We start from the raw sequence: 20,336 nt of genomic DNA, 5'->3' as shown, positions 1-20,336 counted from the left end.
CAGACGAAGCGTGATGGCCATTGCTCAAAAGGGAATATGAAAGGAAAGGCGCCACCGAATGCAGTGCAGCGGGTATGAATGAACGCCACGTCTGGCTATTTGTTCCGAACATTGGAACGATGAGCCTGCGGGCGCGTATCTGCGAGGCGCCACAACTGTCATTCCCAAAACTCCCTTTCCGAAGAGGCTAAAGCTTGAAGCTCTTTGTCTGCCAGGCCTGCGACAACGTCCTCTATTTCGAGAACCGCGCCTGTGAACGCTGCGGCCATCGCGTCGCGTTCCTGCCGGAGAAGGAGACGATGTCGGCGATCGAACCCGACGGGGAGGCTCAAGGTGGGACTTCTCAAGGTGGGACTTCTCAAGGTGGGACTTGGAGTTCGCTGGCCAACAAGGGCGAAAGCCGCATGCTGTGCAGCAATGCCGAGTACGATTCCTGTAACTGGCTGACGGATGCAGGTGATACCACCGGCTATTGCCGCGCCTGCCGCCACAACGGTATCGTGCCGGACCTGTCGGATCAGGTGCAACTCGCAGGCTGGCGCGAGCTGGAGGTGGCGAAACACCGGCTGTTCTATTCCCTGATCCGCTGGAAGCTGCCGCTCCAGACCCGGCAGGACAATCCCGAGCACGGCCTGATCTTCAACTTCCTCGCCGACGATCCAAACAGCGGGGAGAAGATCCTGACCGGCCATGACAACGGCCTGATCACGATCGCGCTGACCGAGACTGACGACATCGAGCGCGAGCGGCGCAGGCTCGAGATGGGCGAGCCCTACCGGACGCTGCTTGGGCATTTCCGCCACGAGGTCGGGCACTATTTCTGGGAGGTGCTGGTGCGCGACGGCGGCAAGCTCGACGAATGCCGCGCCGTGTTCGGCGACGATTCCGTCGATTACGGCCAGGCCTTGCAGCGCCACTATGCCGAGGGCGCCCCATCGGACTGGCAGCAGACCTACGTCTCGGCCTATGCGACCACGCATCCCTGGGAGGATTTCGCCGAGACTTGGGCGCACTATCTGCACATCGTCGACAGCCTGGAGATGGCTGGCGAGTTCGGTATGGAGGTGCGTCCCAAGGTCGATCGCGACGGGGAGTTGACGACGCGCATCCGTTTCAACCCCTATGAGGCGAGGGACGTCGAGGCGATCGTCAACGCATGGCTGCCCTTCACCTTCGCCATGAACAGCGTCAACCGCGCCATGGGCGTGCGCGACCTCTATCCCTTCATCCTCTCGCCTGCGGTGGTCGCCAAACTCGGCTTCATCCACAGCCTGGTCCGGAACGTGGCCAAGGACAAAGCCAAGGCCGGAAAGCCGTAGGCCGTCCGGGGCTTGCCAGGTCTGTTTCGGTCTTGCGCTGGTACGCCAGAGGGGCCGGATTTAGACCGTTGCCTCCGGCCGATTTTGATGTACCACGGGAGCCACACGGCCCCTCCCATAGGCCCCAACGGCCAGGGAAGGGTCCCGCCCAAGGTCGAGATTCAAGAAAAGCATGTTCAAACGCATTCTGATCGCCAATCGCGGCGAAATCGCCTGCCGGGTCATCAAGACCGCTCGCCGCATGGGAATTCAGACGGTCGCGGTCTATTCCGAGGCCGACCGCGACGCCCTCCATGTCGAGATGGCCGACGAGGCCGTGCTGATCGGCCCGCCCGCAGCCGCCGAGAGCTATCTGGTGATCGAGAAGATCGTGGAGGCCTGCCGCAAGACGGGCGCCGAGGCCGTGCATCCCGGTTACGGCTTTCTGTCCGAGCGCGAGGCGTTTCCGCGCGCGCTGGAGGCGGCCGGCATCGTCTTCATCGGCCCCAACCCGGGCGCGATCGCGGCGATGGGCGACAAGATCGAATCCAAGAAGGCGGCCGCGAAGGCAAATGTCTCGACCGTGCCCGGCTATCTCGGCATCATCAAGGACGACAAGCACGCGGTCAAGATCGCCGACGAGATCGGTTATCCCGTGATGATCAAGGCCTCCGCCGGCGGCGGCGGCAAGGGCATGCGCATCGCGCATTCGACGTCCGAGGTCGCAGAGGGTTACAACCTCGCCAAGGCCGAGGCCAAGGCCTCGTTCGGCGACGACCGCGTCTTCATCGAGAAGTTCATCGTCGACCCCCGCCACATCGAGATCCAGCTGCTGGGTGACAAGCACGGCAACGTGATTTATCTCGGCGAGCGCGAATGCTCGATCCAGCGCCGCAACCAGAAGGTCATCGAGGAAGCGCCGTCGCCGTTGCTCGACGAAGCCACCCGCCGCAAGATGGGCGAGCAGGCGGTCGCACTCGCCAAGGCCGTGAACTACGACTCTGCCGGCACCGTCGAATTCGTCGCGGGCCAGGACAAGAGCTTCTACTTCCTTGAGATGAACACACGCCTCCAGGTCGAGCATCCCGTCACCGAGCTCGTCACCGGCGTCGATCTCGTCGAGCAGATGCTCCGCGTCGCCGCCGGCGAGAAGCTCGCCATCACGCAGAAGGACGTCACGCTCACCGGCTGGGCCGTGGAGTCACGTCTTTACGCCGAAGACCCGTTCCGCAACTTCCTGCCCTCGATAGGGCGCCTGGTGAAATACCGTCCGCCGGCAGAAGTGAGCCAGGACGGCATCACCGTGCGCAACGACACCGGCGTGCAGGAGGGCGGCGAGATCTCGATTCACTACGATCCGATGATCGCCAAGCTCGTCACCCACGCGCCGTCGCGCGCGGCCGCGATCGAGGCGCAGGCTACCGCGCTGGATTCGTTCTATGTCGACGGTATCCGTCACAACATCCCGTTCCTGTCGGCGCTGATGCATCATCCGCGCTGGCGCGAGGGCCGGCTCTCGACCGGCTTCATCGCCGAGGAGTTCCCCAAGGGCTTTGCTGTGCGCATGCCGGAAGGCGAGGTCGCGCGTCGCATTGCCGCGGTCGGCGCCGCCATCGATCACGTGCTCGGCGAGCGCAAGCGGCAGATCTCGGGCCAGATGGGCGGCCGCATCGTGCAGCGCGAGCGTCGCCGTGCGGTCTGGCTCGACCGCCAGGAGATAATGCTGGAGGTCGCGCGCGAAGGCGAGGCAGTCGCGGTGCGCTTCGTCGATGCCGACGGCAAGGCCGGCAATTCACATCTGTTGCAGTCGCCGTGGAAGCCGGGCGATCCGGTCTGGCAGGGCACCATCGACGGCCACTTCGTCGCGGTGCAGGTGCGCCCGGTCGCGAACGGCATCCGCCTCGCGCATCAGGGCGTCGAGGTGCCGGTCTATGTCTGGACCGAAGCGGAAGCAGCCTCGGCGCGGCTGATGCCGGTGACCACGGCTGCCGACACCGGCAAGAAGCTGCTCTGTCCGATGCCTGGCCTCGTGGTCTCGATCGCGGTGACCGAAGGGCAGGAGGTCAAGGCCGGCGAGACGCTCGCGGTGGTCGAAGCCATGAAGATGCAGAACGTGCTCCGCGCCGAGCAGGACGGCACCGTGAAGAAGATCCACGCCAGCGCCGGCGCGACGCTCGCCGTGGACGCGCTGATTTTGGAATTTGCGTAGGCGTTGGAAGATTACTGGCGGCGCCCCAAGCGTCGTCATTGCGAGCGCAGCACAGTTGAGAGGGCATCATGGCCTTTCGTTCCCGCCGCGAAAAACTGCGATCGATCCTGTCGGGCGGGACTTGCGTCCATCCCGGCTCGGTCTACGACGCCATCTCGATCCGCATCGCCGAGGATCTCGGTTTCCCGCTCGGCATGTTCGGCGGCTCGGTGGCTTCGCTCGCTGTGCTCGGCGACCCCGACATTACGCTGATCACGCTCACCGAGCTTGCCGAGCAGATGCGGCGCATGTCGCGCGCGGCAACTCTTCCGGTACTGGTCGATGCCGATCACGGCTATGGCAATGCGCTCAATGTGCGTCGCACGGTGCAGGAGCTGGAGACGGCGGGCGCCGCCGGCCTCACCATCGAGGACACGCTGCTGCCGGCCGGCTTCGGCGAGGCAAAGACCCAGCTGATCTCGCTGGAGGAGGGCGTCGGCAAGATGAAGGCCGCGCTTGACGCCCGCAGCGATCCTTCACTCGTCATCATGGGTCGCACGGGGGCTGCCTCGGTCAGCTCGATCGAGGATGCGATCCGCCGCGCCAGGGCCTATGAAGCCGCCGGCGTCGATGCGCTGTTTTTCACCGGCATCAAGTCGCGCGCCGAGCTCGAGGCGGTCGCGTCCGCCACGCACTTGCCGATCGTCCTCGGCGGTGCGCCGGACGAACTGAACGCGATCGATTATCTCAGGAGCCAGCGCGTGCGCATCGCGCTTCAGGGCCACGCGCCGATCGCAGCGGCGACCCAGGCGGTGTACGAGACGCAGAAGGCGCTGCGCGACGGCACCGCGCCGAAGAATCTCAAAGGCCTGCCAGCGTCGGACTTGACCAGCCGCGTCATGCGCGAAGCTGATGCGAAAGCGCGCAGCGCAGACTTTCTCGGACCGAAAAAGTGAGCCGGGCAATCCTCCAGGTCATGATCCGTGGCCGCGTGCAGGGCGTCGGTTATCGGGCCTGGGTCGAGTACCAGGCGACGGCGTGCGGTCTCGAAGGCTGGGTCCGCAATCGCCGCGACGGCAGCGTCGAGGCGCTGTTCGTGGGATCGCCAAAGCACGTCGCCGACATGGTCGCGCTGTGCCGCCACGGCCCGCCGTCCTCGCGCGTGGACAGCGTCACCAGCGAGACGGCCGATGTCGACGAGCTGAACCTGCGCCGGGCAGGCGAGGCGTTTTCGGTGTTGCCGACGGTGTAGGCCGGTACTCCCTCTTCCCGCACGCGGGAAGACGAAGAAGCAACCTCACCGCGGCAGCTTGGCGATCGCTTCGCTCAATTCGTGGATCTCGTAGGGCTTGCGCAGGATCGGGAAATCGCCGCGCACCCCGGCGGCGACGTCGCTGTAGCCGGTGGCAAGCAGGATCGGCAGGCCGGGACGGATCTGGCGAAGGTGATGGGCGAGGCTGAGCCCGTCCATCTTGCCGGGCATGACGATGTCCGAGAACACGAAATCGACGCCGTTCTTCTCGATCTCGCGAAGTGCGGATTCGGCGTCCGCAACCCGGTGCACCTGATAGCCGAGCTGCTCCAGAAGTCCGATGCTGACGGTGGCGACGTCCGGATTGTCCTCGACCAGCAGCACCGTGCCGCTGCCGTAGAACGCAGGTTCTCCCGCCGCCTCGCGCGATGGCGCTTCTTCTCCGCGCGGCAAGAGGATGGTGAAGGTCGTGCCCTCGCAGAGCGTGCTCGCGACGCGCACCGTGCCGCCGGCCTGATGGGCAAAGCCGTGCACCTGGGAGAGGCCGAGGCCGGTGCCCTTGCCGATCGGCTTGGTCGTGAAGAACGGCTCGAAGATCTTGTCGAGAACGTCGGAGGGAATGCCGAGCCCGGTATCGGTGACGTCGATCGCGACGAATTCGCCGGCGAGGGGCGCCTCGTCGAGCACCGCATTGCGCGCAGCGATCGTCACCGTGCCCCCGTCGGGCATCGCGTCGCGGGCATTGATGACGAGGTTGAGCAGCGCGGTCTCGAGCTCGGAGACGTCGGTCCTGATCGGCCAGACATCGCCGCTGACGTCGAAGGCCAGGCGCACGGAGCTGCCGACGCCGGCATCGAGCACCTCGCGGATCGCCGTGATGCGGTCGACGAAGTCGATCGCCTGCGGATTGACGCTCTGCCGCCGTGCGAAGGTGAGGAGCTGGTTGGTCAGCGCCGCGCCGCGCTTGGTGGCAGTCTCGATGGCCGAGATCGCGCGCTGAATCTTGGCCTCGTCGTCGGCTCCTCGCTTCAGCATGTGGAGGCTGCCGCTGATGATCATCAGGAGGTTGTTGAAGTCGTGAGCGACCCCGCCGGTGAGCTGGCCGAGCGCATCGAACTTCTGGGACTCGGCGAGCTGCTTCTGCATGGCCTCGAGCTTGATCTGGGTATTGCGCCGCTCGGTGATGTCGCGCGTGATCTTGGCGAAGCCGACCAGGTCGCCGTCCTCGTAGATCGGATCGATCACGATGCTCGCCCAGAAGAAGGTGCCGTCCTTGCGGACGCGCCAGCCTTCCTCCTCGTAGCGGCCCTTTTCCCGTGCAGTGCCGAGGGCACGGGCGGGCTTGCCGTTGGCGCGGTCGCTCTCGGTGTAGAAACGGGAGAAGTGCTGGCCGAGGATCTCCCCGGGAGAATAGCCCTTGATGCGCTCGCCTCCGATGTTCCAGCTGGTGATGATCCCGGTGGGATCCAGCATGTAGAGGGCGTAGTCCGCAACTCCCTCAACCAACAGGCGGAAACTGCGTTCGCTCTCGAACAAGTCTCTCTGCTGATTTAACTTTTCGATCATTCCGGACCCCGACTCGACGGGAGCAAACGCCACAGATGGCGGATGGTTCCCCGAGCTTGGAACATTTTTAAGCAATATCGCGGGCCGGTATGCAGGACGCAAGCTGGCAGGCGCTCGCGGCGCACTCGAGGCGTAAAGCCGTGCGGCGTCAGACCGCTGCCGCACTTCGGAACGTCGCTGCCACCGCACGCAGCGCCGCCAGTTTCGCTGGATCGCTGACCTTCGAATGCAGCATTACCTTCGAGCTGCCGAGTTTCGGCAGCTTGTAGCCGGATCCGACATCGACCAATCCGGGAGGCGCAATCCGCCGCGCCAGTGGTGCGATTGCAAGCCCGGCAAGGGCAGCTGCAACCACCGCCGTGACGCCGCCGCCGACAAAACGCTCACGCCAGGCGAGCCCGGCCTTGTCGAGCGCGCGCACCGCGATGGCGCGGACGCCGCAGGGCGGGGCGAGCGTTGCGAGCGGCAGCGCTTCGCCCTTGGGCAAGGTGAAGCGCCTTGACGCAAACCAGCCGAATTCGTCCTCGGCCAGCTTCTCGCCGCCGCGGCGGCTGCCTTCCTGGCGGACGATCACCGCATCGAGCTCGCCCGCGTCATAGGCGTCCTGCATCTCGCGCGAGAAGCCAATGGTGACGGCGAGCGTAAGGTTTGAGGACATCGCATGCAGCCGTTCGAGCAGCGGCACCAACTCCGGGCCTGCAGCATGATCGGAGATGCCGAGCGAGAGCGACTGCGCCACTGGGGCCTCGCCCGACAGCGCGCTATCATGCGCCGCGATCAGCGCGCGGGCGCGATCGAGGAATGTCGCGCCGTCTGCCGTGAGCCGGACCGCGCGCGGCGAGCGCTCGACGAGGCGCTTTCCGAGCAATGTTTCCAGCCGTTGCAGCTTCAGGCTGACCGCCGCCTGTGTCGTGCCGAGCGCCTCGGCGGTGCGGGTAAAGCTCTGGAGGTCGGCGACCAGCAGGAAGGCCCGGACCGTGGCGATGTCGAGTGTTGCTGTCATTATGATTGGTTATCACTGCTATCAACAGAAATAAGATAGCAAAATGACTGAGGGAGGTCTATTTCTTTCATCAACGCCGCGCGGACCGCGCGACATCTTGAGGAGAACGATTATGCCGCTGATCACCGTGTCCTACACCACCTCCCGCCAGTCGCCCTCGCTGAAGGCCGACATCGCAAGCGCCGTGTCCGAACTCACCGCAACAATCCTGCACAAGGATCCTGAGGTCACCGCCATCATCGTGAAATCGGTCGATGCGAGCGACTGGTTTGCGGGCGGCAAGTCGCTCGCGGAGCAGAAGCTTGCGAGCTACTGGATCGACATCCACGTCAGCGAAGGCACCAATACCAAGGACGAAAAGGCCGCCTATCTCGCCGCGATGTTCACGCGCATGGCCGGGATTTTGGGACCGCTGCATCCCGAGACGTACCTGCACGTCGACGAGGTCAAGGCCGACGCCTACGGCTTTGGCGGCCTGACCCAGGAGCGGCGCTACATCGCCGGCAAGCTCGATGTTTCGCCGAAGGCGGCGTGAGGCGGCAAGTCGCGGGTGAGCAATCTCACCCGCGGCCTGATCGTCAGCTCGCTATTCGAAACTGGACTTCGGAATTGTTCAGGAAACAGGTCTTGTCGAACAGCTTGAGGTCCAGCGGGTTCGGCAGCCTGACATCGCTAAGGTCAGGGCAGGACTTGACCGAGGGATCATAGGAACGATCGATCTGCGAGATGAAGACGACAATCAATCCCTTGTCGCGTGCGAACGATTTCAGCGCGCGCACCTGAACAGTGAGGTCGGGTTTTTCCCGCCGCTGGTCGAGCAGTTGCAGATAGTCGATCACCACGACTGTGCCGCGCGGTGCTGCGGCCATCTGCTTGACGATGTAATCGGCACTGATGGCATCGGAGCAATCGACCTCGAAGAGTTTTTCGAATTCCGCCGGGTCCACGCCGATCATCCGAAAGCGATCCTGAACGTCTTTCTCGGTGTATTCGAGCGAGAAGAACGCGGCGCGGTGGCCCGAGCGCATCGCTTCCACGGCAAGTTCGAGGCTCATCAGGGTCTTGCCCTGGCCGGGGCGCGCCCCGACCAGCACCAGATCGCCCGGTTGAAATTGCGGGAAAAGCCTGTTGGCCGGCGTCGCTGCGGCAGCTTTCGCCGCGAGCATGCTCCAGGCGGAAAATCCTTCCGTCGCGGCGATGCGGTCAAGCGCATCGTGCAACGGAATGCCTTCCTCGCGCGACATGCGCTTCGCTCGCCGCTTCAGATGATAGATCGGTGCAGACAGCTCCATCGTGAGAACCTCCCATTACGAGCATGATCGCAACCCCTCCTTATGCCTGGCGCTCGAACAGTCGGTCCGACGATCAATTCGCCCGGCATGGTCTCTACTTTCCCGGCGGAGGGGGGAGGCGTGGGCGACACCGGGGTCAAGCGTAGCCGATTCCGTGTCGGCGGAGAACGAGACAGGCGGGGCGCTCTCCAGAAAACGTCAGACGACTTCCGGCAGCAGCGCCCGGGTCGGCCCGAACAGCTCCTCAAAGGCCTGCCGGAGTGCGAGGTCGATATCTGCCATCGTCACGAGCTGGCCGAGATCGACCAGCGAGGTAACGCCGTAGCGGGGATCGCCGACGCCGCAGGGCACGATGCCGGCGAAATGCTCCAGCTCCGGCTCGACATTGATGGCGATGCCGTGGAACGAGACCCAGCGCTTCAGCCGGACGCCGATCGCCGCGATCTTGTCCTCGTGCTCGGGTCCCTTGTCGGGCCGCTTCACCCAGACGCCGACCCGGTCCTCCCGCCGTTCGCCGCGGATGTTGAAGGCGCCGAGCGTCCGCAGAATCAGCTCCTCCAGGCTCGCGACATAGGCCCGCACGTCCGGCCGCCGGCGCTTGAGGTCGAGCATGACATACGCCACCCGCTGGCCGGGCCCGTGATAGGTGAGCTGCCCGCCGCGCCCGGTGGCAAAGGTCGGGAATCGCGGATCGAGCAGGTCGGTGGCCTTGCCCGAGGTGCCGGAGGTGTAGAGCGGGGGATGTTCGAGTAGCCAGACCAGCTCCGGGGCGTCACCGGCCGCGATCGCCGCGACGCGCGCCTCCATTTCGGCCACGGCCTCCGGATAGGGCACGGGCGCGTCCGAAATCCGCCACTCCACGGGTTCGCCCTCTACGGCGGAGAACGACGCCAAATCGAGGTCTTGACGTTGATTTTGGCGGTGGTTTTTGGGTGAATTAACCATTGGCTAACCATAACCGGGTGATGATCCCAGGCGCAAATGCCGAGTCCTTAGTCCAAGTCCCAAGTTGCGGTGGTGCTGAAGTGCCAACTCTCGACAAAGTCACCGTGGATCTCATGGTCGTCCTCGGGACGACCACCATGCCGATCCATCAAGTATTACGTCTTTCCCGCGGTGCCATCATCGAGCTGGATGCAACCGAGGCCGACGAGGTCAAGGTTTTGGCCAATAATTTGCCGGTCGCCTCCGGCGTCGTGCTGGTCGATCGCAATCGGATCGCGGTCGAGGTTAAGCAGATGCTGCCGCGTACGCCGGGCACGCGGTAGCGGCCGGGGCACGCCGTAGCGGCCCGGGCACACTGTCGCGGGCCGGGCACGCGGTAAAGGGCTCTCCCGGGTCAAGCGACCGGAACTTTCCTGCAAAGCTTGTGGAATTCAGGGCCTTTGGAGGCTTGTACCCCTCTGATGGATTTGTTAGATCGGCGCCGTTGATCCGGTTGGCCTTCAAGCCTCAAGCCGGCATCCCCAAAAGCGCTCGTGGCGGAATTGGTAGACGCGCTGCCTTGAGGTGGCAGTGAGTAAAATCGTGGGGGTTCGAGTCCCTCCGAGCGCACCAAAATCATAAGTCATTGATATAAAAACTATTTTCGCGATTTCTACTCCCGCATTGTTACTCGCAATGAATCTATTCTTTGAACTTTTCCATCAGCGTCTCTCCGACGTGCGTTCGCTTTTGTGGGGTCAGCTCTGTTTGAGCCAAAATCTTGCGAAGGAAAACCACCATCTGCTTACGAAAGGACAGTAGCGTAGCCCATCGTAGAGATAGGCGGGTTCGTACTTTCATTCACCAAAGCCTGACTTGAACTCTAAGCGACGGCCTTTGGGATTCTGGCCTCAACCAGGGCTTGGAGGTCGGCAAGAGAAATGTCGTCAAATTTTTTTAAGCATCAATGGGGTTCATTTCGAACGATAGAATAGCACGCGTCCGGTTGGTATGAGCTGGCATAGAATATCATAGTCGCCGACATTTGCAGTCAGGACAACGACGCCGAGCTTTTGTGCCTGCAGGAAGAGCACGCAGTCCTGAAGCGCGCGCAACTTGCTGTCCTTTTCATATCCCTGGAGGCGGCAGAGGATCCCAGATAGCAGCGCGGCTCGTCCCAGCACCTCTATGTCCGGCGCAAAGATCCGGTGTTGCGGCATCGCTTTGATCTGCTTCCCGATCACATCGACGACAGATGCGGTTCGCACGTCGGACGGATTTAGCACGCCGACCGTGTGCATCAACTCCTGGATCGCGACAGTCGAATGGTTGACTTGTCGCTGCGCGATCAGGTCGTCCAGGACCTGAGGCGAACGATCTTGCATTTGATCGATATAGACGCAGGTATCGAGCAGTAGTCCCTGTCCGGCGATCAGGCTGGCGCTGACGAATGGAAGTTCATCGTCGCCGCGCCGTGCCAGCGTGTTTTCTGGATCGAACCGCGCCCAACGTCGCGCCGCGTCAAAGTCGAATTCCGCCACCTTAGAAACCGAGCTTCAACGTTGGATCGACCGTGCATCGAGACTCCTTGAACGCGCCTGCGAAATTGTCCTCAAGTGCAACCGTCGCCAACGCAAACTCGATCAAGTCCGTATCCGTCTCGATGCCCGTCTGGCGCTTGGCCTGCCTGACCAAGGCCGGACTCACCCGGCCACCGATACGGCTGCCTTTTTCGCTCAGAAGGCCAGATTGTTCCGCCGCCAGCATGACCGCTTCAAATCGTGCCTTGCTCACGACAAGCCCGCTGGTCGCAAGCTCACGCTTAAAGGTCTTTATCAGTACCGAGCTGCCCTTGGATGCAGCTCTCCTCCGTTTCGCCCGGAGCAGTGTGGGCTTGTTCGCTGATGCCTTTGCCATGGAATTTCGCCCGTATGTTAGACAAAAATGAGTTTTGTCTAACATAGCGCTTTGCTGCCCCACCTTCAAGGCGTCTAATAGAAGCGAGCCCCAATCAGGGAGGGCTCGGCGTTCTGCTTCGGTTTTTGTGCCGCCTTTCTTGGCAGGCCACTTCTTTTTGACAGCTGGATCGTCACAGTGAGGGCTAATGGGGAACGATGACCGTTGGGATCGCATTGCAGTCGGTGAGGTCGCCGGGCAAATGCCGGCTGCCGGCGCGTGGCTATGGTTCGACGGTGGAGGACGATGAGAGACAGCGCGTCGGAGGTTGCCGACATCAGCGATGCCGTTCATCTCTGCATCGACATGCAGAACATTTTCGCTCCGGGCGGCCTCTGGGCGACGCCCTGGATGGCGAGAGTTTTGCCGACGGTCGCCTCGATCGTTTCGCGTCATCAGGCCAGAACGATCTTCACCCGATTCATCACGCCGGAGGATCCGGAAGATCGTCCCGGACAGTGGCAGAGCTATTTTCGTCATTGGCGCGAGGCGACCCGCAAGCATCTGCCGCCATCCGGTCTCGAACTCGTGCCGGCTCTGAGTCGCTTCGTTCCGCCCGCTGCTGTCATCGACAAGCCGGCCTATTCCGCATTCAGCAATCCCGGCCTCACCAGCCTGCTCATCGAGAAGAACGTCGGCACGGTCGTGATCACGGGCGCAGAGACCGACGTCTGCGTGCTCTCGACGGTGCTGAGCGCCGTCGATCTCGGCTTCAGGGTCGTCATCATCGAGGATGCGCTGTGCAGCTCCTCCGATGTCGGCCACGATGCGCTCATGACGATGTACCGCACCCGCTTTCACGGCCAGGTCGATCTGGTGACCGCCGAGGAATTGGCGGAGTTCTGGCGGGAGTAGGGGGCGGTCCGCTCAATTGACGTTGTCGCCGAGCATGTTGCGGAAGGCCGTGGCGACGGCGGCGATGCCGCTGGCGCCGTGCATCAGCGCGATCTCGCCCTGCTGTTCGTGTCGGATGGCGTGGGCCATGACGCGCAGGCGCAGATCGCCGCTGCTATGCCACATCTGGTCGGCCATCCTGACTGCGCCGGCGTGATGCTTGTTCATCGTCTCGACGAACACCGTGTCGAATTGGTCCGCCGGCGCGGTCTTGACCTGTCGCATCGCGGCCTGTGTCAGGAAGCCCGGCATCGCGGCACGTTCTTCCGTGTTGCAGTCGGGCATCTCGGTGTCGAACCAGCTCAGCCACCAGGTCTCGAAAATCCGGTTCTCGCCGGACTGGCTCGCGACCATCAGCATCGCCAGCTTGCGCAGATGCGGGTCCTGCGCGCGCTCCGCGCCGATGCGCGCCAGCTCGATGCCCTGGGCGTGATGCGCGGTCATATGACGGATGTAGGTCTGGTCCGCGTCCCTGTCCCGGCCCATCCACGGCGGCTCGTAACCATGGCTGCCGAACAACGCGACCACCCCGAGCAGCATCATCACGGCCAGCGCGCCGGTGGTCCAGGCACTGGTGAAGCGAACATCGCGCTCGGGTGCTGCGCCCCGCGTCCAGCGCAGCCGGGCGAACAGGGGGTACATCACGGCCGAGGAGCTATGGACGAGCAGGCCGATCCAGTAGGGCTGCTGCAGCGTGAACAGCGGCTGCCAGAACGGAAACAGCGGCACCAGCACGAACCATTCCATGCTTGAAGAGAACACGGCCCAGGGCAGCGCGAGCAGCAGGATCGTGAGCGGCCGCAGGTCGGCGGTCCAGCGCCCGAGCACGCCGAAGAAGACCAGCGCCCACGAAAAGTCCGCCCATTGGTGAAAGGCGATCCCGGCAAGAATCGCGCTCCACGACGGCTCTGCGCTGACCGCCCAATCGCGCGCGGGAATGGAGGCGACCGTCATCCAGTCGACGGCGGCATCGCGCCCGATCCGCGCGGCGAAGAGCTGGCTGACGATGGTCGAGAAGGTGCTGCTGATCAGGCCCAGCTCGGCAGCGGCGATCCAGCGCGAACGGCGCCGTCTCTTGGCGGCTCGAGGCACGCTTCCGTCAGTGCGCCACGCTGCATTTGAAAGCGCCAGTCGCGGCTCCGCGTTCACGTCCGCTGCTTGAGCTTTTTCAGTGGATCGGGCTCGCCCGGCTTGTCCTGATCGTCGCGGCCGCGCTGCGCTTGCGCCTTGCCGTCATCGTGGAGGTCCTGGTCCCCGATGATCTCGCCGATTGCCTGCCTTGTCTTGCCGCCGATGCGTTGTTCAAGACCCGTCGTCTTGCCCATGAGCTGCCTCCAATAGATCTGCCTCCAAGCTCACGCCGCTACCCCGGCGCTTGAAAAGGGGTGAGCGCCGGGGCCGCGGGTTCGTCTATTCAGTCTCCGGCAGGGGGACGCCGGAAGCGTGAAGAGACTCTCTGAGGCGCGGATGGTTCCTCGGCCGTCATCTTGCCTCGCGTGCGACGATCACGCCTTCATTGCCGCGGAGCAGGATGGAGGCGTCCGGCAACGGCTCGGACGGCCGGTCCAGATGCGTCGACATCAGCAGACGGCCGCAACCTTGCCAGTGCCATTTCCGCGGCTCGGCGGCGATGTTGAGCGCGACCAGAATGCCGCTGCCGCCAACCGTCCGGCGGTAGGCAAGAACGTCGTTCTGTGAGCGTAGCGGCTCGTAATCGCCGTGGCGCAGGCAGGCATGCTCGCGCCGCAGCGTCATCAGTGCGCGAAACAGTGCCAGGATCGAACGCGGGTCGCGCTGCTGCGTGGCCACATTGGCCGCGCCGTCGGGCGGCTCCAGCGGCAGCCATGGATCGCCGGTTGTAAAGCCGCCGTTGGCGCTGTCGTCCCAACGCATCGGCGCGCGTTCGGGATCGCGGCAAAGGCCATACCCCGGCACGAGCTTCTCGAAGGGATCGCGGACGCGGTCGGGCGGAACGGGAACGCGCTTGCGGCCGATCTCGTCGCCCATGAAGAAGAACGGCGTTCCCCGCAGCGTCATCAGCAGCATCGCCAGAACCCGCATCTGCGCGTCGCCGATTTTGCTCGCGATCCGTTGCTTGTCGTGACCACCGATCACCCAGACCGGCCATGCATGATCCGGGATGGCGTTGAAATACGCGTCGATCGCCGCTTGCAGCGACAACGCATCCCAGGGTGCGTCGAGCAGCGCGAAATTGAGCGGCAGATGCAGGCGCGGCCGATCGTTGCTGTAGAAGTGACCGATGCGGTCGGTCTTGCCCTGGACTTCGCCGCACAACATTCGCTCCGGATAGCCGTCGATCACCTCGCGGATGAATTCGATGCAACCCATCGTCTCCGGCCGGTCGTCGGTAAACACGGCCGTCTGGCGCTGCGGCGGCGGCTTGCCCTTCGCTTGCGGGTTCTGCGGATTGTCGCGCAGGAGCTCGTCCTTGATCAGAACCGCGCTGGCATCGACGCGAAAGCCGTCCACGCCGCGATCGAGCCAGAAGCGCATGACATCGGCGATCGCGGCGCGCAGCTGCGGGTTGCGCCAGTTCAGATCGGGCTGCTCGACCAGGAAGGAATGATAATAATATTGCCGCCGCGCCTCGCACCATTCCCAGCCGCTGCCGCCGAAGCGGCTCAGCCAGTTGTTGGGCGGACCGCCATTCTCGGCCGCGTCGGCCCAGATGTACCAATCGGCCTTCGCGCAGTTTCGTGAGCTGCTGCTCTCGACAAACCATGCGTGATCGTTCGCAGTGTGATTGGGCACGAGATCGAGGATCAGGCGGATATCCGCCGCGTGCAGGGCCTTGAGCAGGCGGTCGAACACCTCGAGGCTGCCGAATGCAGGGTCGACGGAGCAGTAGTCGGAGATGTCGTAGCCGAGGTCGCGGAAGGGGCTCTTGTAGATCGGCGTCAGCCAAACCGCGTCGACGCCGAGCCATTTCAGATAATCGATGCGCGATATCAGGCCAGCGAGATCGCCTTTGCCGTCGCCGTCCGAGTCCTGGAACGATATCGGTGCGATTTCATAGATGACGGCGGATTCCCACCACAGGCCTTCGTCACGGGACTCGTCGCTCATTGCCTTGTATCACCTCGGCGTGCTTCCTCAGGTCCGTCCTGCGGCGTGCGCTGCGATCTGCTTTGCTGCGGCTCTGGCGCTCTCGATGCCTTTGGGGAAACCGCTGCGGTTCGGATACAGCTTGCGCCGTGCATCGCGCGTGGGCCGCCGCGGCCTGGTGTCCTGAGCGGCGCGATAGTCGAGCATCGCGATGCCGCCGACCATCAGCAGTGCCAGCGCGATATTGCCATTTTTGGGATTGTCCGCGGTCAGACCCGAGAGCAGCGCGGCGGCATCGAGGCCGTCGCCGCCGACGCGGGCCCACAGGCCGGCGTTCTTGTCGACCGAGAGCGACATGATCCCGGCCATGACCTCCCGCACGCCGAAGGCGCGGACCAGCGTCTCATGGCCTTCCATGCCCAGCGTTTCCGTGACGCGCCTCGGCGCGAAGAATTCCACGACGCCGAGACCGATGCTGAACCAGCCCAGCGCACGGGCAAGCTGGTCTTCGGGCCGCTTCAGGCTCGGCCCGCCCGCGACGATTTTCGGGTCGCCCTTGGTGCGAACGATGTTGGAGAAATGAAACATGGATCTTGCTCCTCAGGGCTTCAGCACGACCTTGACGCAGGAGTCGCGCTTGTCGCGAAACATCTGATACATCTCGGGGCCTTGGCTGAGCGGGACGGTGTGGGTGATGACGAAGGACGGATCGATCTGACCTTCTTCGATGCGATGGAGCAGGTCGTCGGTCCAGCGGTTGACGTGGGTCTGGCCGGTACGCATCGTCAGGCCTTTGTTCATGAAGGCGCCCATCGGAAGCATGTCGGAGAATCCGCTGTACACGCCCGGCACCGAGATGATGCCGCCGGGGCGGCAGACATAGATCATCTCGCGCAGCACATGCGGCCGGTTGCTCTCCACCATCACCATCTGCTTGGCGCGGTCGAGCAGCGTGTCGGGTAGGGAGGCCATCACGTGGGACTCCATTCCGACGCAATCGATGCACTTTTCAGGGCCTCTGCCGTCGGTGAGCTCCTTGAGCCGCTCCAGAACGCTCTCGCTCTCGAAGTTGATGGTTGTAGCGCCGCCGGCTTCGGCCATGCTGAGCCGTTCGGGAAGGCAGTCGATCGCGATCACCTGATTGGCGCCGAGCAGGATGGCGCTGCGGATCGCCATCTGCCCCACGGGACCGCAGCCCCAGATCGCGACCGTATCGGTCGGCTCGATGTCGCATTGCACCGCGGCCTGCCAGCCGGTCGGGAAGATGTCGCTGAGAAACAGCAATTGTTCGTCGGGAATGCTGGCGGGCACCTTGATGTGGGTGGCGTCGGCAAACGGCACGCGCAGATATTCGGCCTGGCCCCCGGGGTAGCCGCCGGTCAGATGCGTATAGCCGAACAGGCCGGCGCAGGAATGACCGAACGCTTTTTCGGCGAGGTGACGCTTGCGGTTGGTGGTCTCGCAGACCGAGAAATTACCGCGCTTGCACTGGTCGCATTCGCCGCAAATGATCGTGAAGGGGACGACGATGCGGTCGCCCTTCTTCAGCTTGCCGTCGACGCCCGAGCCGACTTCGACCACTTCGCCCATGGTCTCGTGGCCCATGATGTCTCCGGGCAGCATGCCTGGAATGTAGTTGTGAAAGAGGTGCAGGTCTGAGCCGCAGATGGCGCAGCTCGTGACTTTAATGACGGCATCGCGCGGGTCCTGGATTTCCGGATCGGTGACGGTGTCGCAGCGAATGTCCTCCTTGCCGTGCCAAACCAGCGCCTTCATCTCCGTCCTCCCGCGAGCTACGAGGCATCCAAGTCGAACAACGAACGATGGTTGCTATTGCACGTGGAAAATCATCGCACCGCACATGCTTTGACTTGAGGTTTGGCTTGGATAGGAACGAGAGGCGGTCGCAGCCATTGGAGCGTCATCAACGCCATCGCAAGGATACGCTCATGTCCGCCAAGCAGTTCGCCGTCGTCACCGGCGCCTCCACCGGTATTGGCCTGGAACTCGCCAGATGCTGTGCCCAAGCCGGTTTCAACCTTGTCATCGCGGCGGACGAGCCCGAGATCGAGAGAGTGGCCGTCGATCTCCGCAAGCTCGGCGTCAGCGTCGAGGCGGTCGAGGCCGATCTCGCCACCACTGAAGGTGTCGACAAGCTCTGCGCAGCGGTCGGCGACCGGCCGATCGGCGCGCTGCTGGCCAATGCCGGTGTCGGCCTTGGCAAGGCGTTCCTCGATCAGGATTTTGCCAGGGTCAAACACCTCGTCGACACCAACATTACCGGCACGCTGTATCTGATCCATCGGGCCGGCAACGAGATGCTTCGCCGCAACTCGGGGCGCATCCTGATCACGGGCTCGATCGCCGGATTCACGCCGGGCAGTTTTCAGGCGGTCTACAACGCCAGCAAGGCCTTCCTCGATTCATTCTCATTTGCACTGCGCGAGGAGCTTCGCGACAGCGGCGTCACCGTCACCTGCCTGATGCCGGGTGCCACGGAAACGGAGTTCTTCCACCGCGCCGACATGATGGACACCAAGGTCGGCACCGAGAAGAAGGAAGACGCGGCGGAGGTCGCGAAGGCCGGCTTCGACGCCATGTTGGCCGGCGAGTCCGACATCGTGACCGGACTGAAGAACAAGATCCAGAACACGGTCGCCAACGTCACACCGAATGAGATGTTGGCCAAGCAGCATCGCAAGATGGCCGAGCCGGGCACGGCGAAGTCGTAGAACGATACGGTCGCAATCTACGCTGAGCGGCGCGACCGATCCCGCGGACCGACAAAGGAGAACGCCGATTCACATAACCTAATGCGCAAAGCTCCTCGAGCCGTCAGACTGGTTCGGCTGGAAAGAGGGGCTGTGGTGGCGATGGATCGCGTCGAACAGGCTTTTGTCGCGACGGCAATCACGGGTTTCCTCGTGATGTTGGGCGCAATCGTTTGGATGATGATGGGCTGACGGCGGGAAGGGGTCATGTCTTGCGCGTCATGCTGCCTTATGCTGCGGTCCTTCTGTGCCTGGCGGTGAGCGGCTGGCTCGCTTTAGCGCATCTGTTCTGATCGCCGTTCGGCTCAACCGTGCGGATCGGCGATGAGCGCGGCCAGCCTCTGTGCCATCGCCGGCAGATCAATCGGTTTTTCCAGGATCGGCACGTCGTGGAATTCCGGACTGATGGCGACCTTGTCGTATCCGGTCGTGAAGACGAACGGTACGTTCCTTGCCTTCAGTTCACGGGCCACCGGAAAGATCATCTCACTGCGGATGTTCACGTCGAGCACGGCGGCATCGAGGATGCTGCCGTCGTGCAGGATCCTGAGTGCGTCGTCGAGATCACCTACCGGGCCCGCGACATCTGCGCCGAGCGCGCGACACGCCCTGCCGATGTCATCGGCGAGAAAATATTCGTCCTCGACAACGAAGATCCGCCGCCCGCTGAGCGGCGACAGCGGATCTGACCACGTGGGCGAGATCGCCATGGTGCCTCCCATGCCTTCCTTTCCCGTCCTAGGAACATAGGGCGGTGACCCGCCTTGGTACAAACGCTACAGAAGAAAGTGGGTTCCATGAGCAACCGCGACATCATCGTCATAGGTGGCTCGGCCGGCGCGACCGCACCGCTGAAGCAGATCCTCGGCCGCTTGCCGCCCGACTTGCCCGCGGCGGTGTTCATCGTCCTGCACATCCCGGCGCAGGGCATCGGCATTCTCTCGACGGTGGCCAGCAGCGCGGGCCCGCTTCCGGTCCGGCAGGCCGAAAACGGCATGAAGATAGAGCCCAGCCAGGTTTATCTGGCCGCGCCGGACCATCATCTGCTGCTGTCCGAGGATCGCGTGTTCCTCGGGCGCGGTCCGCGCGAGAACATGGTCCGGCCGGCCATCGACGCCTTGTTTCGCTCGGCTGCCATCAATTACGGTCCGCGCGTGATCGGCGTGCTCCTCAGCGGGCTGCTGTCCGACGGTGCGGCCGGTCTCAACGCCATCAAGCGTTGCGGGGGGATCTCGGTGGTTCAGGACCCCTCGGACGCCATCGCCGATGAAATGCCAAGGAGCGCCCTGGAGGCGACCATCATCGATCTTTGCGTCCCCGGCGCCGGAATGGGTGATGTCCTGTCCGATCTCGCCAGGGAGACTGCCGGCGCCGCGCTGCCGATCCCGCCGGAGATCCGGCTCGAGGTCGAGATCGCGGCCGGCGAACGGATCGGCAGTGACAATCTCCTCTCCGTGGCTGATCCGGTTGCGCTGACCTGTCCTGCCTGCGGGGGCGTGCTGTCCGAGATCAAGGAAGCGCGTCCGATGCGCTTCCGTTGCCAGGTCGGCCACGCCTTCACCGGCGACATCCTCGCAAAGGAGCAGGAGGGGCGGGTGGATGAAGCCCTGCGGGTCGCGCTGCGCATCATCGAGGAGCGGGCTGAGTTGGTGCAGCGCATGGCGACCGACGGCCGGCGCAGCGGCCGGCCTGCGGTCGCCGAGATGTACCAGACGCGGGCTGCCGAATATCGCGAATATGCCGACATGATCCGGCGCGTCGTGCTAAAGTCGCTCGATCCTCCGGTTCGCAAGCGGGAGGCTTGAGGGTGTCGCCATGACCATTTCCCTCGCCGAATGGACCGAGCAGCTCGATACCGAGCGCCTCCATCTGATCAAGGCCGATCGGGATATCGAGGAGGGTTCGCAGCGCATCCGCGACCAGGAGGATCGGGTCCGTCAACTCAGTGCCGGCGGCTGCGACGCGGGCCAGGCGGAACGGTTGGTGGAGGCGCTGAAGCAGACTCTGACGGAATGGCTGCGCCATCGCGTCCTGATCCAGCAGCGGATTGCCTATCTTCGGCAGCAAGTCGGCCCGGAGTGATCCAGGGCGCGCTGGCAGGCCGCCCGAACTCTACGCCGAGCTCG

At 63.7% G+C, this 20,336-nt stretch carries 22 protein-coding genes and 1 tRNA gene; 11 read left to right on the top strand and 12 right to left on the bottom strand.

Features of this window, described 5'->3' with window-relative positions:
* Window positions 1-194: 194 nt before the first annotated feature.
* The 4 genes from IVB27_RS25365 (at window position 195) to IVB27_RS25350 (ending at window position 4,738) form a co-directional block, all read left to right on the top strand.
* Window positions 195-1,319, top strand: coding sequence for a zinc-binding metallopeptidase family protein (locus tag IVB27_RS25365; RefSeq protein WP_247445886.1), 1,125 nt, complete (start codon window positions 195-197; stop codon window positions 1,317-1,319).
* Between the two features lie 172 nt (window positions 1,320-1,491).
* Window positions 1,492-3,507: an acetyl-CoA carboxylase biotin carboxylase subunit gene (locus IVB27_RS25360; RefSeq protein WP_247445885.1), complete on the top strand. Its 2,016-nt coding sequence runs from the start codon at window positions 1,492-1,494 to the stop codon at window positions 3,505-3,507.
* Between the two features lie 68 nt (window positions 3,508-3,575).
* Complete coding sequence (locus IVB27_RS25355) at window positions 3,576-4,442, top strand: isocitrate lyase/PEP mutase family protein (RefSeq protein WP_247445884.1); 867 nt, start codon at window positions 3,576-3,578, stop codon at window positions 4,440-4,442.
* Complete coding sequence (locus tag IVB27_RS25350; RefSeq protein WP_247340762.1) at window positions 4,439-4,738, top strand: acylphosphatase; 300 nt, start codon at window positions 4,439-4,441, stop codon at window positions 4,736-4,738. Before IVB27_RS25355 ends, IVB27_RS25350 begins: the two co-directional genes overlap by 4 nt.
* A gap of 45 nt (window positions 4,739-4,783) precedes the next feature.
* Here IVB27_RS25350 and IVB27_RS25345 read toward each other — a convergent pair whose 3' ends face one another.
* On the bottom strand, window positions 4,784-6,304 hold the full coding sequence (locus tag IVB27_RS25345; protein ID WP_247445883.1) for a PAS domain-containing hybrid sensor histidine kinase/response regulator family protein: 1,521 nt from the start codon (window positions 6,302-6,304) through the stop codon (window positions 4,784-4,786).
* A gap of 148 nt (window positions 6,305-6,452) precedes the next feature.
* A complete protein-coding gene (locus tag IVB27_RS25340; protein WP_247445882.1) occupies window positions 6,453-7,307 on the bottom strand; it encodes a LysR family transcriptional regulator in 855 nt (284 codons plus the stop codon).
* A gap of 112 nt (window positions 7,308-7,419) precedes the next feature.
* On the opposite strand from IVB27_RS25340, the gene IVB27_RS25335 reads away from it, so the two are divergent.
* Window positions 7,420-7,842, top strand: a complete 423-nt coding sequence (locus IVB27_RS25335; protein ID WP_247445881.1) for a tautomerase family protein — start codon at window positions 7,420-7,422, stop codon at window positions 7,840-7,842.
* Window positions 7,843-7,885: 43 nt separating this feature from the next.
* On the opposite strand, the gene IVB27_RS25330 is transcribed toward IVB27_RS25335, so the two are convergent.
* Window positions 7,886-8,599, bottom strand: coding sequence for a DNA helicase (locus tag IVB27_RS25330; RefSeq protein ID WP_247445880.1), 714 nt, complete (start codon window positions 8,597-8,599; stop codon window positions 7,886-7,888).
* Between the two features lie 198 nt (window positions 8,600-8,797).
* Window positions 8,798-9,544 carry a lipoyl(octanoyl) transferase LipB gene (lipB, locus tag IVB27_RS25325; RefSeq protein WP_247445879.1) on the bottom strand — a complete coding sequence of 249 codons (747 nt, stop codon included), beginning with the start codon at window positions 9,542-9,544 and terminating at the stop codon, window positions 8,798-8,800.
* 80 nt (window positions 9,545-9,624) lie between these two features.
* On the opposite strand from lipB, the gene IVB27_RS25320 reads away from it, so the two are divergent.
* Both IVB27_RS25320 and IVB27_RS25315 read left to right on the top strand, forming a co-directional pair.
* A complete protein-coding gene (locus IVB27_RS25320) occupies window positions 9,625-9,867 on the top strand; it encodes a FliM/FliN family flagellar motor switch protein (RefSeq protein WP_011088012.1) in 243 nt (80 codons plus the stop codon).
* Between the two features lie 204 nt (window positions 9,868-10,071).
* Window positions 10,072-10,156, top strand: a tRNA-Leu gene (locus tag IVB27_RS25315).
* A 341-nt stretch (window positions 10,157-10,497) separates the two neighbouring features.
* Here the strand turns inward: IVB27_RS25315 and IVB27_RS25310 are convergent.
* Window positions 10,498-11,064, bottom strand: a complete 567-nt coding sequence (locus tag IVB27_RS25310) for a type II toxin-antitoxin system VapC family toxin (RefSeq protein WP_247445877.1) — start codon at window positions 11,062-11,064, stop codon at window positions 10,498-10,500.
* Window position 11,065: 1 nt separating this feature from the next.
* Window positions 11,066-11,440: a hypothetical protein gene (locus IVB27_RS25305; RefSeq protein ID WP_247445876.1), complete on the bottom strand. Its 375-nt coding sequence runs from the start codon at window positions 11,438-11,440 to the stop codon at window positions 11,066-11,068.
* 285 nt (window positions 11,441-11,725) lie between these two features.
* Here IVB27_RS25305 and IVB27_RS25300 point away from each other — a divergent pair, with 285 nt between their 5' ends.
* A complete protein-coding gene (locus IVB27_RS25300) occupies window positions 11,726-12,334 on the top strand; it encodes a cysteine hydrolase family protein (protein ID WP_247445875.1) in 609 nt (202 codons plus the stop codon).
* A 12-nt stretch (window positions 12,335-12,346) separates the two neighbouring features.
* Here the strand turns inward: IVB27_RS25300 and IVB27_RS25295 are convergent, their stop codons facing one another.
* The 5 genes from IVB27_RS25295 to IVB27_RS25275 form a co-directional block, all read right to left on the bottom strand.
* Complete coding sequence (locus IVB27_RS25295) at window positions 12,347-13,465, bottom strand: DUF305 domain-containing protein (protein ID WP_247445874.1); 1,119 nt, start codon at window positions 13,463-13,465, stop codon at window positions 12,347-12,349.
* Window positions 13,466-13,518: 53 nt separating this feature from the next.
* Window positions 13,519-13,698, bottom strand: coding sequence for a CsbD family protein (locus tag IVB27_RS25290; RefSeq protein WP_247340741.1), 180 nt, complete (start codon window positions 13,696-13,698; stop codon window positions 13,519-13,521).
* Between the two features lie 157 nt (window positions 13,699-13,855).
* Window positions 13,856-15,460, bottom strand: coding sequence for an alpha-amylase family glycosyl hydrolase (locus IVB27_RS25285; protein ID WP_247445873.1), 1,605 nt, complete (start codon window positions 15,458-15,460; stop codon window positions 13,856-13,858).
* A gap of 27 nt (window positions 15,461-15,487) precedes the next feature.
* Window positions 15,488-16,027: a hypothetical protein gene (locus IVB27_RS25280; RefSeq protein ID WP_247445872.1), complete on the bottom strand. Its 540-nt coding sequence runs from the start codon at window positions 16,025-16,027 to the stop codon at window positions 15,488-15,490.
* A 12-nt stretch (window positions 16,028-16,039) separates the two neighbouring features.
* The gene (locus IVB27_RS25275; RefSeq protein ID WP_247445871.1) at window positions 16,040-17,215 is read right to left on the bottom strand and encodes a zinc-dependent alcohol dehydrogenase; all 1,176 of its coding nucleotides are present in this window, start codon (window positions 17,213-17,215) and stop codon (window positions 16,040-16,042) included.
* Window positions 17,216-17,388: 173 nt separating this feature from the next.
* Between IVB27_RS25275 and IVB27_RS25270 the strand changes: the two genes are divergently transcribed.
* On the top strand, window positions 17,389-18,171 hold the full coding sequence (locus tag IVB27_RS25270) for an SDR family NAD(P)-dependent oxidoreductase (RefSeq protein WP_247445870.1): 783 nt from the start codon (window positions 17,389-17,391) through the stop codon (window positions 18,169-18,171).
* 344 nt (window positions 18,172-18,515) lie between these two features.
* On the opposite strand, the gene IVB27_RS25265 is transcribed toward IVB27_RS25270, so the two are convergent.
* Window positions 18,516-18,920, bottom strand: a complete 405-nt coding sequence (locus IVB27_RS25265; RefSeq protein ID WP_247445869.1) for a response regulator — start codon at window positions 18,918-18,920, stop codon at window positions 18,516-18,518.
* 87 nt (window positions 18,921-19,007) lie between these two features.
* Here IVB27_RS25265 and IVB27_RS25260 point away from each other — a divergent pair, with 87 nt between their 5' ends.
* Together IVB27_RS25260 and IVB27_RS25255 are read left to right on the top strand one after the other, a co-directional pair.
* On the top strand, window positions 19,008-20,015 hold the full coding sequence (locus tag IVB27_RS25260) for a chemotaxis protein CheB (protein ID WP_247445868.1): 1,008 nt from the start codon (window positions 19,008-19,010) through the stop codon (window positions 20,013-20,015).
* Window positions 20,016-20,025: 10 nt separating this feature from the next.
* The gene (locus IVB27_RS25255) at window positions 20,026-20,292 is read left to right on the top strand and encodes a hypothetical protein (protein ID WP_247445867.1); all 267 of its coding nucleotides are present in this window, start codon (window positions 20,026-20,028) and stop codon (window positions 20,290-20,292) included.
* Window positions 20,293-20,336: the final 44 nt, after the last annotated feature.

It is taken from the genome of Bradyrhizobium sp. 197 (assembly GCF_023073375.1).
In the GTDB taxonomy this organism is placed as follows: Bacteria; Pseudomonadota; Alphaproteobacteria; order Rhizobiales; family Xanthobacteraceae; genus Bradyrhizobium.
The sequence above is the reverse complement of the archived record's forward strand: the minus strand, read 5'-3'. Positions and strand labels throughout refer to the sequence as shown.

Coding starts and splice junctions, on each gene's coding strand:
- IVB27_RS25360 (WP_247445885.1), top strand. CDS start 1,492: ATGTTCAAACGCATTCTGATCGCCAATCGCGGCGAAATCGCCTGCCGG.
- IVB27_RS25355 (WP_247445884.1), top strand. CDS start 3,576: ATGGCCTTTCGTTCCCGCCGCGAAAAACTGCGATCGATCCTGTCGGGC.
- IVB27_RS25345 (WP_247445883.1), bottom strand. CDS start 6,304: ATGATCGAAAAGTTAAATCAGCAGAGAGACTTGTTCGAGAGCGAACGC.
- IVB27_RS25340 (WP_247445882.1), bottom strand. CDS start 7,307: ATGACAGCAACACTCGACATCGCCACGGTCCGGGCCTTCCTGCTGGTC.
- IVB27_RS25335 (WP_247445881.1), top strand. CDS start 7,420: ATGCCGCTGATCACCGTGTCCTACACCACCTCCCGCCAGTCGCCCTCG.
- IVB27_RS25330 (WP_247445880.1), bottom strand. CDS start 8,599: ATGGAGCTGTCTGCACCGATCTATCATCTGAAGCGGCGAGCGAAGCGC.
- lipB (WP_247445879.1), bottom strand. CDS start 9,544: ATGGTTAATTCACCCAAAAACCACCGCCAAAATCAACGTCAAGACCTC.
- IVB27_RS25305 (WP_247445876.1), bottom strand. CDS start 11,440: ATGGCAAAGGCATCAGCGAACAAGCCCACACTGCTCCGGGCGAAACGG.
- IVB27_RS25300 (WP_247445875.1), top strand. CDS start 11,726: ATGAGAGACAGCGCGTCGGAGGTTGCCGACATCAGCGATGCCGTTCAT.
- IVB27_RS25290 (WP_247340741.1), bottom strand. CDS start 13,698: ATGGGCAAGACGACGGGTCTTGAACAACGCATCGGCGGCAAGACAAGG.
- IVB27_RS25285 (WP_247445873.1), bottom strand. CDS start 15,460: ATGAGCGACGAGTCCCGTGACGAAGGCCTGTGGTGGGAATCCGCCGTC.
- IVB27_RS25280 (WP_247445872.1), bottom strand. CDS start 16,027: ATGTTTCATTTCTCCAACATCGTTCGCACCAAGGGCGACCCGAAAATC.
- IVB27_RS25275 (WP_247445871.1), bottom strand. CDS start 17,215: ATGAAGGCGCTGGTTTGGCACGGCAAGGAGGACATTCGCTGCGACACC.
- IVB27_RS25270 (WP_247445870.1), top strand. CDS start 17,389: ATGTCCGCCAAGCAGTTCGCCGTCGTCACCGGCGCCTCCACCGGTATT.
- IVB27_RS25265 (WP_247445869.1), bottom strand. CDS start 18,920: ATGGCGATCTCGCCCACGTGGTCAGATCCGCTGTCGCCGCTCAGCGGG.
- IVB27_RS25260 (WP_247445868.1), top strand. CDS start 19,008: ATGAGCAACCGCGACATCATCGTCATAGGTGGCTCGGCCGGCGCGACC.
- IVB27_RS25255 (WP_247445867.1), top strand. CDS start 20,026: ATGACCATTTCCCTCGCCGAATGGACCGAGCAGCTCGATACCGAGCGC.